General features: G+C 72.0%; 11 protein-coding genes. 9 read left to right on the top strand and 2 right to left on the bottom strand.

Annotation, left to right across the window (positions count from 1 at the left end; all coding sequences use genetic code 11):
* Nucleotides 1–9 precede the first annotated feature (9 nt).
* The 9 genes from ACZ4IF_RS08495 (at nucleotide 10) to ACZ4IF_RS08455 (ending at nucleotide 10,885) form a co-directional block, all read left to right on the top strand.
* Nucleotides 10–1,368 (top strand): ThuA domain-containing protein, encoded by a 1,359-nt coding sequence (locus tag ACZ4IF_RS08495; protein ID WP_467560767.1) that lies wholly within the window; start codon nucleotides 10–12, stop codon nucleotides 1,366–1,368.
* A gap of 128 nt (nucleotides 1,369–1,496) precedes the next feature.
* On the top strand, nucleotides 1,497–2,627 hold the full coding sequence (locus ACZ4IF_RS08490) for an inositol-3-phosphate synthase (protein WP_467560765.1): 1,131 nt from the start codon (nucleotides 1,497–1,499) through the stop codon (nucleotides 2,625–2,627).
* 668 nt (nucleotides 2,628–3,295) lie between these two features.
* Nucleotides 3,296–4,438 carry an SCO3242 family prenyltransferase gene (locus tag ACZ4IF_RS08485; protein WP_467560763.1) on the top strand — a complete coding sequence of 381 codons (1,143 nt, stop codon included), beginning with the start codon at nucleotides 3,296–3,298 and terminating at the stop codon, nucleotides 4,436–4,438.
* Complete coding sequence (locus tag ACZ4IF_RS08480; protein WP_467560761.1) at nucleotides 4,435–5,346, top strand: sugar phosphate isomerase/epimerase family protein; 912 nt, start codon at nucleotides 4,435–4,437, stop codon at nucleotides 5,344–5,346. The genes ACZ4IF_RS08485 and ACZ4IF_RS08480 overlap by 4 nt, the downstream gene beginning before the upstream one ends.
* Nucleotides 5,343–6,089 (top strand): EboA domain-containing protein, encoded by a 747-nt coding sequence (locus tag ACZ4IF_RS08475; RefSeq protein WP_467560759.1) that lies wholly within the window; start codon nucleotides 5,343–5,345, stop codon nucleotides 6,087–6,089. The genes ACZ4IF_RS08480 and ACZ4IF_RS08475 overlap by 4 nt, the downstream gene beginning before the upstream one ends.
* Nucleotides 6,089–6,937, top strand: coding sequence for a TatD family hydrolase (locus ACZ4IF_RS08470; RefSeq protein WP_359503853.1), 849 nt, complete (start codon nucleotides 6,089–6,091; stop codon nucleotides 6,935–6,937). Before ACZ4IF_RS08475 ends, ACZ4IF_RS08470 begins: the two co-directional genes overlap by 1 nt.
* A gap of 3 nt (nucleotides 6,938–6,940) precedes the next feature.
* Nucleotides 6,941–8,110 carry a metabolite traffic protein EboE gene (gene eboE / locus ACZ4IF_RS08465; RefSeq protein ID WP_467560757.1) on the top strand — a complete coding sequence of 390 codons (1,170 nt, stop codon included), beginning with the start codon at nucleotides 6,941–6,943 and terminating at the stop codon, nucleotides 8,108–8,110.
* The gene (locus ACZ4IF_RS08460) at nucleotides 8,107–9,534 is read left to right on the top strand and encodes a nucleotide pyrophosphatase/phosphodiesterase family protein (RefSeq protein WP_467560755.1); all 1,428 of its coding nucleotides are present in this window, start codon (nucleotides 8,107–8,109) and stop codon (nucleotides 9,532–9,534) included. The genes eboE and ACZ4IF_RS08460 overlap by 4 nt, the downstream gene beginning before the upstream one ends.
* 193 nt (nucleotides 9,535–9,727) lie before the next feature.
* Nucleotides 9,728–10,885, top strand: a complete 1,158-nt coding sequence (locus ACZ4IF_RS08455; RefSeq protein WP_467560753.1) for a sugar phosphate isomerase/epimerase family protein — start codon at nucleotides 9,728–9,730, stop codon at nucleotides 10,883–10,885.
* 154 nt (nucleotides 10,886–11,039) lie between these two features.
* Here ACZ4IF_RS08455 and ACZ4IF_RS08450 read toward each other — a convergent pair whose 3' ends face one another.
* Both ACZ4IF_RS08450 and ACZ4IF_RS08445 read right to left on the bottom strand, forming a co-directional pair.
* The gene (locus tag ACZ4IF_RS08450) at nucleotides 11,040–12,443 is read right to left on the bottom strand and encodes an OFA family MFS transporter (RefSeq protein ID WP_467560751.1); all 1,404 of its coding nucleotides are present in this window, start codon (nucleotides 12,441–12,443) and stop codon (nucleotides 11,040–11,042) included.
* A gap of 1 nt (nucleotide 12,444) precedes the next feature.
* On the bottom strand, nucleotides 12,445–13,833 hold the full coding sequence (locus ACZ4IF_RS08445; RefSeq protein WP_467560749.1) for an OFA family MFS transporter: 1,389 nt from the start codon (nucleotides 13,831–13,833) through the stop codon (nucleotides 12,445–12,447).
* Nucleotides 13,834–13,938: the final 105 nt, after the last annotated feature.

The raw sequence follows: 13,938 nt of genomic DNA, 5'->3' as shown, positions 1-13,938 counted from the left end.
GTGACGGTCATGCGCGCATCCGCACGGATGCTGACCGCGGGCGCAGCTGCCGCCCTGCTGCTCGGCTGCGTGTCGGGACCCGCCGCGTCCAAGGGCGCGGAGGGGAGACGAGTCCTCGTCTTCTCCAAGACGGCGGGCTTCCGGCACGACTCGATCCCCGAGGGGATCGCGGCCGTACGCGAACTGGGCACGGAGGGCGGCTTCGCCGTCGACGCCACCGAGGACGCGGGAGCCTTCACCGCCCGCAACCTCGCCCGGTACGACGCGGTGGTGTTCCTGTCCACCACGGGGGACGTCCTCGACGGCCCTCAGCAGAGTGCCTTCGAGAAGTACATCAAGAAGGGCGGCGGTTACGTGGGCGTCCACGCGGCCGCCGACACCGAGTACGACTGGGCCTTCTACGGCGGCCTCGCGGGCGCCTACTTCCAGTCGCACCCGGCGATCCAGCCGGCGACGGTGAACGTCGAGGACCGGGCACACCCGGCCACCTCGGAGCTGCCGCAGGCCTGGGACCGCACCGACGAGTGGTACAACTACCGCTCCGATCCGCGCGATCGGGCGCACGTCCTGGCCTCGCTCGACGAGTCGTCGTACACCGGCGGCACGATGAACGGCGACCATCCGATCGCCTGGTGCCAGGAGTACCAGGGCGGCCGCGCCTTCTACACGGGCGGCGGTCACACCAAGGAGTCGTACGCCGAACCCGCCTTCCGTCACCACCTGCTGGGAGGAATCCGCTACGCCATCGGGGCCGCACAGGCCGACTGCCGCCCGGAGAACGGCTACCGGCCGCTCTTCGACGGTACGGCCGACTCCCTGTCGGCGTGGAAACAGGCGGGACCGGGCTCCTTCTCCCTCTCGGACGACGGCACGCTCACGTCGTCCGGCGGGCTGGGGATGCTCTGGTACGCCGGGTCCGCGTTCCGGTCCTACTCGCTGAAGCTGGACTGGAAGGTGGCCGGGGACGACAACTCCGGTGTCTTCGTGGGCTTCCCGGCCTCCGACGACCCGTGGTCCGCCGTCGACAACGGCTACGAGGTCCAGATCGACGCGACCGACGCCCCCGACCGCACCACCGGGGCCGTGTACAGCTTCCAGTCCGCCGATCTCGGCAGGCGCGACCGCGCGCTGAACCCGCCGGGGGAGTGGAACACGTACGAGATCCGCGTCGAGGGCGAACGGCTCCGGGTCTGGCTCAACGGCGTCAAGATCAACGATTTCACCAACACCGATCCGGTACGGAGCCTGCGCGACGGGCACGTCGGCATCCAGAACCACGGAGCCGACGACCAGGTGTCCTTCCGTGACGTACGGATCAAGGAACTGCCCACGAAGTCCGCCGCACAAGGGGCTTCGCCGGGCGACTGAGCGGCGGCGGGCGGGAGACGCCGTACTCCCGCCCGCCGTCCCCCATCGGCTTCTACCGGTCCTCCCGGCCCTGTCCGTTCCCGGGATCTCCGGCTTCTTCCGGCTGACGTACGACAAGGAGGCTGCCCATGTCCGCGTCCCTTTCCGCCCCACGGGTGGGGGTGTGGCTGGTCGGAGCTCGCGGCTCCGTCGCCACCACCGTCATCGCGGGCTGCGCCGCCGTGACCGCCGGCCTGCACGCCCCCACGGGCATGGTCACCGAGACCGACGTCTTCGTCGGCAGCGGCCTGCCCGCCCTGTCGTCCCTCGTCTTCGGCGGCCACGACACGATGGACTGTCCGCTCCCGAAGCGGGCGGAGGCCCTCGCCGCCGCAGGTGTGCTCCCGCACGGCCTGCCCTCGGCGATCGCCGCCGAACTGGAGGCGGCCGACGGGGAGATCCGCCCGGGCGGCCCCACCCCCGGCGACACCCGCGCACCGGACGAGCTCATCGACGCCTTCGCCGCGGACCTGCGGGACTTCATACGCCGGCGCGGCCTGGACCGGGCGGTGGTGGTGAACGTGGCCTCCACGGAGCCCGTACGGCCGGGTGCCATGCCTCCGAGCTCGCTGTACGCGGCGGCAGCCCTGCGGGCCGGCTGCCCGTATGTGAACTTCACTCCTTCCACCGGCCTGCACCACCCGGAGCTGACGGCGTCGGCCCATTCCAGCGGACTGCCGTACGCGGGCCGTGACGGCAAGACCGGCCAGACGCTGCTGCGCTCGGTGCTCGGCCCGATGTTCGCCCAGCGCGCACTGTCGGTCCGCGCCTGGTCCGGCACGAACCTCCTGGGCGGAGGCGACGGAGCGGCCCTCGCCGACCCGGACGCCGCCGCGGCCAAGAACGCCGGCAAGGAGCGGGTGCTCGCGGACACCCTCGGCGCGGCCCCCGACGGCGAGACCCACATCGACGACGTCCCGGTCCTCGGTGACTGGAAGACCGCCTGGGACCACATCGCCTTCGACGGCTTCCTCGGCACCCGGATGGTCCTCCAGACCACCTGGCAGGGCTGCGACTCGGCGCTCGCGGCGCCCCTGGTCCTCGACCTGGCCCGCATCACGGCCCGCGCGCACGAGGCCGGCCTCTCCGGCCCGCTGAGCGAACTCGGCTTCTACTTCAAGGACCCGGTCGGCGACGGCCCTTCGTCCCTGGGTGAGCAGTACGCGGCCCTGGCCGACCTCGCCACCCGCCTCCGCCCGCTCCCCGAGGAGACCCGGTGAACCTCCGCGCACTCGGAACACGACGCTCGCTCCGACGGCATGGGGCGGCCGAGGGGCCCAGGCCGACCGGGGAGAGCGGGTCGGGCGAGGGGCTTCCGTCCGCCCGGGAGAGCCGGTCGGACGAGTGCCTTCCGTCTGCCCGGGAGAGCCGGTCGGCCGGGGAGAGCCGGCCTGCTGAGGGTCCTAGGTCCGCCGGGAAGAACCGGTCGGTCGAGGGCGAGGGTCCTCGGTCGGGCGAGACGGCTCAGCGGGGTGACGGGTCCCGGCCGGCCGGGTACGGCCGGTCGGCAGGCGACGGTCGACCGGAAGGGGAGCTCCGGTCGGCAGGCGACGGTCGATCGGAAGGGGAGTTCCGGTCGGCAGGCGACGGTCGATCGGAAGGGGAGTTCCGGTCGGCAGGCGACGGTCGATCGGAAGGGGAGCTCCGGTCGGCAGGCGACGGTCCACCGGAACCGGAGCCCCGGTCGGCAGGCGGGTCGCCGTCGGCAGGTGAGTCCCGGTCGGGAGACGCGTCCCGGTCGGGAGAGGCGCCCCGGTCGGGGGGCGAGTCCCGGTCTGCCGGGCGGAGCCGCTCGACAGGGGATGGACCGGCGGCAGGGGAGGGCGGAGTGGCCGGCGACGGCCGAGGGGCAGGGACGGGCAGGTGGCCCGGCGGAGCCCGGTCGAAGGTGCCCCGCGAGGCGCGGCCGAGCGGGCGCGCGCGGGCGCGTGCCTGGGCCGAACTGCTGCGTCTGCCCGCCTTGTTCACCGTCCCCGGTGACGCCCTCGCGGGCGCCGCCGCCATCGGCGCCCGCCCCAACTCCCGCACCCTGCTCGCCATCGGCTCCTCCGTCTGTCTGTACGAGGCCGGCATGGCCCTCAACGACTGGGCCGACCGTGCCGAGGACGCCGTGGAACGCCCGCACCGCCCGCTGCCCTCCGGCCGGGTACGCCCGGCCGCGGCACTCGCGGCGGCGGGAGCCCTGACGGCCGCGGGCCTCGCCCTGGCGTCCCGCGCGGGCCGTCCCTCCCTCGCGGTCGCCGCTCCGCTCGCGGCCACCGTCTGGGCCTACGACCTCTTCCTCAAGCGCACCCCGGCCGGGCCCGCCGCGATGGCCGCCGCCCGCGGACTGGACGTTCTCCTCGGGGCGTCGGCGACCGCCGGACCGGCCGGACCCGCCGGACGAACCGGACCGGCCGGACCGGGGACACCGGCCGGACCAGCCGGAAGCACCGGACCATCCGGTCCCGTCGGCCCAGCCGGCCGCGGGGCCCGCGGGCCCCGCGGAGGCCAACGGCCCGGCCGGACGGCCCGCGTCACGCACCGCGCCGGCGACCGCCACGTCACCGCGGTCCGTCGCGCCGTCCCCTCCGCCCTCGCCCTGGCCACCCACACGCTCGCCGTGACGACGGTGTCCCGCGGGGAGACACAAGGCGGTTCGCCGGTGGCACCGCTGGCCGCGCTGGCCACGACGGGCGCGCTGGCCTGGAGCCTGACGAGCCGCCCGGCTCCCGGAGCGGGACGGGCAGGCGGTGGCCAGGGCCCGGCGGGGCCGACGCCTTCGGCCCCCGCAGCCGTGTCCGCCCCGACGGACACCCTGCGCACGGCCCTCACCCTCGCCTACGCCGCCACGTCGGCCCGTCCTCTCTTCCACGCCGCCCTGAACCCCTCACCCCCGCTCGTCCAACGAGCGGTCGGCGGGGGCATCCGCGCCATGATCCCGCTCCAGGCCACCCTCGCCGCCCGCGCGGGCGCGCCCGTCACCGCTCTGCTGACCGCCGCCCTCGCACCGGCGGCCCGCAGATTCGCGAGGAAGGTGAGCGTCACATGACACCGAGCCCCGGCACGGCCGGCACCCCCGCCGGCCCCGCCCTCCGCTTCGGCTACGGCACCAACGGTCTCGCCGACCTTCGTCTCGACGACGCCCTCGCACTCCTCGCCGACCTGGGCTACGACGGCGTGGGCCTGACCCTCGACCACATGCACCTCGACCCGCTCGCCCCGGACCTGGCCGCCCGCACCGCCCGCGTGGCCCGCACCCTCGCGGCGCGCGGCCTCTCCGTCACCGTGGAGACCGGCGCGCGCTACGTCCTCGACCCGCGGCGCAAACACGGACCCTCGCTCCTCGACCCGGACCCGGACGACCGCGCACGCCGGGTCGACCTGCTCCTGCGGGCGGTGCGCGTCGCGGCCGACCTCGGCGCCCACGCCGTGCACTGCTTCAGCGGCATCACCCCGTCCGGCACGGACGAGGACACCGCCTGGAAGCGCCTCGCCGAGGCACTCGCACCCGTCGTCGAGACGGCCGACCGCGAGGGTGTGCCGCTCGCCGTCGAACCCGAACCCGGTCATCTGCTCTCCTCCCTCACCGACTTCCACCGGCTGCGCGACGCGCTCGACGACCCGGCCGCCCTCGGACTCACCCTCGACATCGGCCACTGCCAGTGCCTCGAACCCCTCCCACCCGCCGACTGCGTGCGCGCCGCAGCCCCGTGGCTGCGCCACGTCCAGATCGAGGACATGCGCCGCGGCATCCATGAACACCTCCCCTTCGGCGACGGGGAGATCGACTTCCCGCCCGTGCTCGAAGCACTGGCCGCCACCGGCTACCAAGGCCTGACCGTCGTCGAACTGCCCCGCCACTCCCACGCGGGCCCGCACTTCGCCGCACAGTCCCTCCCGTTCCTCCACCGCGTGGCCCGGGCGATCCCCGAGGGCCCCGAAGGGAGAACCCCGTGAACCACCCGAACCGCCCCCAGCACGGCCGGCCCGGCCCGCACGCCCAGGACACCCGCCCGGGGCGCGGCGCCCCCGCCGCCCTGACCGCTCTGCACGCCCGCCTCGACAGCCGCCTGCGCCCGGACGCCCGCGCCTGGTTCGACCGTGCCCTCGGCGAAGCCGCGGACCACCCCGGCACCCACGGCCCCATCTCCACCTGGGAGCTGCGGATAGCGGAGGCCGGCCGCCGGTGCGGGCCCGAGCACTCGGACGACGCCCGCGTGCTCCTGCTGTACGCGGCCGGCGCCGACCCGGACGCCCTCACACGCGTCTACCGGCAGGGCACCGCCGCCGAACGCCTAGCCGTCCTGCACGTGCTGCCCCATCTGGTGGACGGCCCCGACGCGCTGCCCCTCGTCGAGGACGCCCTGCGCACCAACGACACCCGGCTGCTCGCGGCGGCCGTCGGCCCGTACGCCGCACGGCACCTGCCCGCACACCACTGGCGCCACGCCGTCCTCAAGTGCCTGTTCACCGGCGTGCCCGTCGACGAGGTCGCGGACCTGGCCGGGCGTGCCCGCGCCGACGCCGAACTGGCCCGCATGCTCGGCGACTACGCCGACGAACGCACCGCCGCGGGCCGTCCCGTGCCCGAAGACCTGTACCGCGTCCTGGCCCTGACCGAGCCCACGGCAACCCCCACCGGCACGTCCGCAGGCCCCGGTGCCTCCGGTGCGGCCGACACGTCCGGCAAGGAGTCCTGATGCGCATCTTCGACCCCCACATCCACATGACGTCACGGACCACCGACGACTACGAGGCGATGCACGCGGCCGGTGTCCGCGCCGTGGTCGAGCCCGCCTTCTGGCTCGGCCAGCCCCGCACCTCACCGGCCTCCTTCCTCGACTATTTCGACTCGCTCCTCGGCTGGGAGCCCTTCCGCGCGGCGCAGTACGGCATCGCCCACCACTGCACCATCGCCCTCAACCCCAAGGAGGCGAACGATCCCCGCTGCGTCCCCGTCCTCGACGAACTGCCCCGCTATCTCGTCAAGGACCAGGTCGTGGCCGTGGGCGAGATCGGCTACGACTCGATGACCCCGGCGGAGGACACCGCGCTCGCGGCACAGCTCCAGCTCGCCGCCGACCACGAGCTGCCCGCCCTCGTCCACACCCCGCACCGCGACAAGCTGGCCGGCCTGCGCCGCACCCTGGACGCCGTCCGCGAGTCCGCCCTGCCGGTGGACCGGGTCCTCGTCGACCACCTCAACGAGACCACCGTCAAGGAGGCCAAGGACAGCGGCTGCTGGCTGGGCTTCTCCGTCTATCCCGACACCAAGATGGACGAGGAACGGATGGTCGCCGTCCTGCGCGCCTACGGCCCGGAGAAGGTGCTCGTCAACTCGGCCGCGGACTGGGGGAGAAGCGATCCCCTCAAGACCCGCCGGGTCGGCGAGGCCCTGCTGCGGGCCGGATTCGACGACGACGACGTGGACCGGGTGCTGTGGCGCAACCCGGTCGCCTTCTACGGGCTCAGCGGGCGGCTGTCCCTCGACGTGACCGCCGCGGAAGCCACCCACGAAGGCAACTCGATCCTTCGCGGCGGGGAGTGACCGATGCGCTTCCGCCACCCGGACGGCTCCACCGTCCACCTCGCCTACTGCACCAATGTCCACCCCGCCGAAACCTTGGACGGCGTCCTCACACAGCTGCGCGACCACTGCGAACCGGTGCGCCGCCGCCTGGGCCGGGACCGCCTCGGCATCGGCCTGTGGCTGGCCAGGGACGCCGCCCGCACCCTGGTCACCGACCCGTCCGCACTGCGCGGCCTGCGCACCGAACTCGACCGCCGAGGCCTCGAGGTCGTCACCCTCAACGGCTTCCCGTACGAGGGCTTCGGCGCCGAGGAGGTCAAGTACCGCGTCTACCGGCCGGACTGGGCCGACCCCGAGCGCCTCGTCCACACCACCGACCTGGCCCGCGTCCTCGCCCAGCTGCTGCCCGACGACGTCACCGAGGGCAGCGTCTCCACCCTGCCCCTCGCCTGGCGCACCGTGTACGACGACGACCGTGCGCAGGCCGCCCGCACCGCGCTCACCACGCTCGCCGAACGCCTCGACGCGCTGCACGAACTCACCGGCCGCTCCATCCGCGTCGGCCTGGAGCCCGAACCGGGCTGCACCGTCGAGACCACCGCCGACGCCGTGGCCCCGCTCACCGCGATCGGCCACGACCGCATCGGCATCTGCGTCGACACCTGCCACCTCGCCACCTCCTTCGAAGACCCGGACACCGCCCTGGACACGCTCGCCCGAGCCGGCGTCCGCGTCGTCAAGTCCCAGCTCTCGGCCGCCCTGCACGCCGAACATCCCCACCTCCCCGAAGTCCGCCAGGCCCTCGCCGCCTTCGACGAACCCCGCTTCCTGCACCAGACCCGCACCCGGACCGCGGCCGGCCTGCGCGGCACCGACGACCTCGGAGAAGCCCTGACGGGCGAGGCCCTGCCCGACGCCGCCCCCTGGCGCGCGCACTTCCACGTCCCGCTGCACGCGGCCCCCGCCGCACCCCTCACCTCCACCCTTCCCGTGCTCCGGGCCGCGCTGACCCGCCTCGTCGGCGGCCCGCACCCGCTCACCCACCACCTGGAGGTCGAGACCTACACCTGGCAGGCCCTCCCGCCCGAGCTGCGGCCCCGTGCCCGCGCCCAGCTCGCCGACGGCATCGCCGCCGAACTCACCCTCGCCCGCGACCTGTTGACGGACCTCGGCCTCAAGGAGCTGCCGTGACCCAGCCGCCGGTACCGACACCGCGGCCCGAGCACGTGGCCGAGCAGCCCCGTCCCACCCCGCTGCTCGTCCTCGACGTCGTGGGCCTCACCCCCCGTCTCCTCGACCACATGCCGCACCTCAAGGCCCTCGGCCAGTCCGGCTCCCGCGCCCACCTCGGCACCGTGCTGCCCGCCGTGACCTGCGCGGCCCAGTCCACCTTCCTCACCGGCGCCCATCCCAGCGAGCACGGCATCGTCGGCAACGGCTGGTACTTCCGCGAGCTCGGCGACGTACTCCTGTGGCGCCAGCACAACGGCCTGGTGTCCGGGGACAAGCTGTGGGACGCCGCCCGGCGCGCACACCCCGGCTACACCGTCGCCAACATCTGCTGGTGGTACGCCATGGGCGCCGACACCGACATCACCGTCACCCCCCGTCCCGTCTACTACGCCGACGGCCGCAAGGAACCCGACTGCTACACCCGGCCGCCCGCCCTGCACGACGAACTCACCGAGCGACTGGGCACCTTCCCCCTCTTCCACTTCTGGGGACCCGGCGCCGACCTCGTCTCCAGTCGCTGGATCATCGACGCGACCCGTCACATCAACCGCACCCGGCGGCCGGACCTGACCCTGTGCTACCTCCCTCATCTCGACTACGACCTGCAACGCTTCGGACCCGACGACCCGCGCTCCCTGAAGGCCGCCGCCGACCTCGACACGGCCGTGGCACCCCTGCTCGACGACGCGAGGGCCGAGGGCCGCACCGTCGTCGCGCTCTCCGAGTACGGGATCACGCGCGCGGACCGCCCCGTCGACATCAACCGCGCCCTGCGCCGGGCAGGGCTCCTCGAAGTGCACACCCAGGACGGCATGGAGTACCTCGACCCGATGGCGTCCCGTGCCTTCGCGGTCGCCGACCACCAGATCGCCCATGTCTACGTGCGGCGCCCCGAGGACCTGGAGGCCACGAAGGCGGCACTGGACGGTCTGCCCGGCATCGAGCGACTCCTCGACGACGAGGGCAAGAAGGCCCACCACCTCGACCATCCGCGCTCCGGGGAACTCGTCGCCGTCGCGGAGCCGGACGCCTGGTTCACGTACTACTACTGGCTCGACGACGCCCGCGCGCCCGACTTCGCGCAGCTCGTCGAGATCCACCGCAAACCCGGTTACGACCCGGTCGAGCTCTTCATGGATCCCCTCGACCCCTACGTCAAGGTGAAGGCGGCCACGGCGCTGGCACGCAAGAAGCTCGGCATGCGCTACCGCATGGCGGTCGTGCCGCTGGATCCCTCACCTATTCGCGGCAGCCACGGCCGCCTCCCCCTGAGCGACGACGAAGGTCCGCTCATCCTCTGCTCCACCCCCCGCGCAGTCACCGGCCGCGTCGCGGCCACCGAAGTGAAATCCCTGCTGCTCGACCTGGCCGGCCTCACCTGACGAGGCCTCACGAGCCGTGACGAGCAACTACAGAAAGTGAAACACGCGCCACTGACAACGCGTCCCGCGCACCCCTGACGCACGACCGCCGTGCGTCAGGGACGCCCTGCCCGCGGAACACGGCGATCACGCGCACGAGCAGCAGACCTCCGGCACCCGACCCAGCTGAACACCGACCCGAAAGAGAGACACCGTGACCGCGTTCAACGACGAATCCGGAACCGGCGAGGCCCTGCGCCGCACCCTCGGCGTCAGCCGCCGCCGCTTCCTCAGCACCTGCACCGCCGCCGCGACCGCGGCGATCGCCGCCCCCGTCATCGGCGCCTCGCCCGCCCTCGCCCAGGAGCGGGGCAGAGGCGGGGACCACGGCGGCGACGTCCTCGTGCCCGCGGACAAGCGGGGCATCATCCTCTACACCGTCCGTGACGCGACGGGCCGTGACCCGCTCTCCACCGACCTGCCCTCGGGCTTCCGCGAGGTCTTCGCGCAGCTCTCGCGCTTCGGCTACCGGCAGGTGGAGTTCGCCGGATACGGCCAGCACGCCAACGCCCCCGGCGGAGCCAACCTCGAGTCCGTGGAGGGCGCGAAGCTGCTGCGCTCCTGGCTCGACGAGTACGGACTGCGGGCCCAGGGCAACCACGGCTTCATACCGTCGTCCTGGCCCTTCACCACGCCCGACCTGGACACCTTCAAGAAGCATCTGGAGATCGCCAACATCCTCGGCATGGACCACATGGGCACCGGCGGCGACCCCACCGGCAGCGCCTACCGCGCCGACTGGGACGTGGCCGCGGACAAGTGGAACGCGCTCGGCGAGATCGCCCGCCGCGCCGGCATCAAGCTGTACACCCACAACCACGACGCGGCCTACGGCTTCCTGCTCGACGGGGGCCCGCTGGATGACCAGGGCCGCCCGACCCGCAGTTCCGGCATCCGCAAGCTGGAGTACTTCCTGAAGGTCACCGACCCGAAGGTGGTCTGGCTGGAGATGGACATCTTCTGGGCACACGTGGCCCAGTACAAGTTCCACACCTACACCGCCCACGACGGCTCAACCCGGGAGAAGGTCTTCGACCCGGCGGGACTGGTCGTGCGCAACAACAAGCGCTACCCGCTCTTCCACGCGAAGGACGGCACGGTCAACACCACGAACGGCATGGGCTACGACATGGTGCCCTTCGGCACCGGCGTCATCGACTACACCACGTTCTTCTCGCGCGTCGGGGCCCGCAACTACCACAACCCGATGGTCGAGCAGGACAACGCCCCCAGCGGCACCGACCCGGCCCAGTCGCTGAACCACGCGAAGATCGGGTACGACAACATCGCGGCCCTGCGCAAGTGCCGCTGACGCACCGGCGTCCCGGCGACGGGCGCCCCTGAGCCAGGAGCAGCACATCAGGCGGCCCTCCCCACGACGCACCATGTGGGGAGGGCCGCCTGATCGGTTCTCGCTGCCGTGCTCGTCTCCCACCCGCCGGCGAGGCCGGCCGGGCGAGGGTCCGTCAGCCCGCCGGCTGCGGCGACGGCGTCAGGACGTCGCCGTCGCGTCCGGGCTGCCGCAGCAGCAGCGCGATGGCCGCCGCCACCATCGAGATGCCGCCGGCCAGCGCGTACGCGCCGTTGTAGCCCCAGGCGGCGACCACCATCGAGCCGAGCCCACCGCCGAACAGGCCGCTGATCAGCTTGCCGCTGTACACCAGCCCGTAGTTGGTGGCGTTGTAGTTCTCGCCGAAGTAGTCCGGAGTCAGCGCCGCGAACATCGGGTAGAAGGCGCCACCGCCGAAGCCGGAGAGGAAGGCGAAGAACAGGAACAGCCACTCACTCTTGATGTCGCCCGCCCAGATCACTCCGAACTGCGCGAGCCCCAGGACCACGATGACGAAGACCAGGGTCATCTTGCGGCCCCAGGTGTCGGACAGCCAGCCCACGACGGCCCGCCCGACGCCGTTGATGACGGCCATGATGCCCATGGAGGACGCCGCGACCAGCGGACCGAAGCCGACCTCCTTGGCGAAGTCGACCTGGAAGGAGATCCCGAAGATCGACACGCCCGCGGTCATGACCAGGGTGATCCACATCAGGGGGAGCACCCCCGACCTGATGGCCTCCTTGGGTGTGTACTGCTTCACCGCGGGAGGGTTCTTGGCCAGGCTGGCGGCCGACTTGGCGTCGCCGCCATGCGTCAGCGGGTCGATGTCGGCGGGCCACCAGTTCTTCGGCGGGTCCTTGAAGAAGAACGCGCAGGACAGCACGACGATCATCACGTAGCACCCGATGAGGTCCAGGACGCGGTGGTAGTTCCCGGTGTCGAACGCGTAGTTGAAGATGAAGATGAACGGCAGGGAGCCGTACGCGAATCCGCCGTTGACGAACCCTGTCCTGGCGCCCCGGCGCTCCGGGAACCACTTGCCGACCATGTTGATGCAGGTCGCGTAGACGAGGCCGGAACCGATGCCACCGATGACACCGAAGCCGAGGATCGCCAGGAGGACGTTGCTCAGGTGCGAGAGGGCGAGGAAGCCGATCACGCACATGCCGGCGCCGAGGTACATCGCCTTGCGGGCGGTGAGGACCCCCTTCTCCCGCATCCAGCCCGCGGGGAAGGCGACGCCCGCCTGGAAGAAGACCCAGACGCTGAGGATCCAGAAGGTGTTGCTCTGCGTCCAGCCGTGCGCGTGGGACAGGGTGTCCTCGGCGGAGCCGTACGCGTACTCGAAGACACTGATGGCCATCATGGCGACCCACGGGAGGTACACCATGAACGTGCGGGAGTGCCCGAGGATGTCCCGGTCCGTCTCGCCGATCCGATAGACGCGGCCCCGGGCGTCGGTGACTTCACGGTACGAGCGGTTCGAGGCGCCGGCGCCGGCCGGTGAGCCCTGTGCGGCGATGCGTTCCGTCGTCATTTCACGCCATCTCCTCGCCGAGCGGTTGCGGGTTGGGGACGATGCCGCGGGCCCTGGGGCGGCCCGGGGACTTCAGGAAGAGCGCCAGCACGGCGGAGGCCAGGCCGATGGAGCCCGCGAGCACGAACGCGCCGTGGTAGTCCCAGGCGCCCACGACGACCGCGCCCATGCCCGAGCCGACGAGGCCCGAGATCAGCTTCGAGCTGTAGACCATGCCGTAGTTGGAGGCGTTGTTGTTCTCGCCGAAGTAGTCCGCCGTCATGGCCGCGAACAGCGGGAAGATCGCCCCGCCGCCGAAGCCGGAGACCATGGAGCAGAACAGGAAGAACGGCATGCTGCCCATCTGGCCGGAGACGAGCACACCGAACTGTGCGGAGCCGAGGACCAGACACACGATGATCAGTGTGTTGCGGCGCCCGAAGCGGTCGGAGATCCAGCCGATCACGCCGCGGCCGGTTCCGTTGACGATGGCCTTCAGGGACATCGCCGTGGCGACGATCCCTCCGGCGAAACCCATGTCCTTGCCGAACGGCACCTGGAAGGCGATGCCGAAGATGTTGATCCCCGCGGTGCACAGCAGACAGAACCACATCATCCACAGAACGGGGGTACGGGCGGCCTCCCTCGGGGTGTACTGCTTGACGGCCGGCGGGTTCTTCTCCAGTGCCCGCCGGATCTTGGGGTCGTCGGACACCTTGAGCGGGTCCACGTGCGGCGGCCACCAGCCCTTGGGCGGATCCTTGAAGAACCAGCCCGCGAAGGCGACCACGGCGCAGCAGATCAGGCCGACCGAGATGAGGACGCCCTGGTAGTTGCTGAGGTCCATGTAGGAGGTGAACAGGAAGACGAACGGCACCGAGCCGTAGGCGAAACCGCCGTTGACCAGGCCGGTCTTGCCGCCCTTGCGCTCCGGGTACCACTTGCCGACCATGTTCACGCAGGTCGCGTAGACGAAGCCGGCGCCGATGCCGCTGAACATGCCGAAGCCGAGGTAGGCGACGGTGACATGCGGTGCGAACGCGAGCGAGAGATATCCCAGAATCGTGCCGAGCGCGCCGAGGAACATGGCGTAGCGCGCGGGCAGCCGCCCGCTCTCGCGCAGTTGCCCGGCGGGGAAGGCGACGGCGGCCTGGAAGAAGACCCAGACGCCCATCAGCCAGAAGATGTGCCCACTGCTCCACAGATGGGCGTCGTGCAGGGTGTCCTCGGCGGATGTGAACGCGTACTCCGAGGAACTGATGCCCAGCATCCCCATCCAGGGGAAGAGCACCATGGTCCAGCGTGGTCGCCCCATGATGTCGCGGTCGGTCTCACCGATGCGGTAAAGGCGGCCGTTGGGATCCGTCACCTCCCTGTAGGGGACGGACGTAGATAGGTCGGCGGTAGTCATGTCGGATCAGCACCCCTTGCGTCGAAAGATCTGGCCAGCGCCCCCTGTCCAAATGCCTTTCGTGTGCGCACGGGTCCTGGGGGCGGCCGACGCGCACCGTCGACC

The organism is Streptomyces sp. NPDC025784, assembly GCF_055558435.1.
Note: the sequence above shows the minus strand (reverse complement) of the source record. Positions and strands in the feature narration are given on the sequence as shown.

Bases quoted from the DNA above. Each gene is read 5' to 3' on its own strand.
- ACZ4IF_RS08495 (WP_467560767.1), top strand. From the start codon at position 10: ATGCGCGCATCCGCACGGATGCTGACCGCGGGCGCAGCTGCCGCCCTG.
- ACZ4IF_RS08445 (WP_467560749.1), bottom strand. From the start codon at position 13,833: ATGACTACCGCCGACCTATCTACGTCCGTCCCCTACAGGGAGGTGACG.
- ACZ4IF_RS08470 (WP_359503853.1), top strand. From the start codon at position 6,089: ATGCGCATCTTCGACCCCCACATCCACATGACGTCACGGACCACCGAC.
- eboE (WP_467560757.1), top strand. From the start codon at position 6,941: ATGCGCTTCCGCCACCCGGACGGCTCCACCGTCCACCTCGCCTACTGC.
- ACZ4IF_RS08480 (WP_467560761.1), top strand. From the start codon at position 4,435: ATGACACCGAGCCCCGGCACGGCCGGCACCCCCGCCGGCCCCGCCCTC.
- ACZ4IF_RS08490 (WP_467560765.1), top strand. From the start codon at position 1,497: ATGTCCGCGTCCCTTTCCGCCCCACGGGTGGGGGTGTGGCTGGTCGGA.
- ACZ4IF_RS08450 (WP_467560751.1), bottom strand. From the start codon at position 12,443: ATGACGACGGAACGCATCGCCGCACAGGGCTCACCGGCCGGCGCCGGC.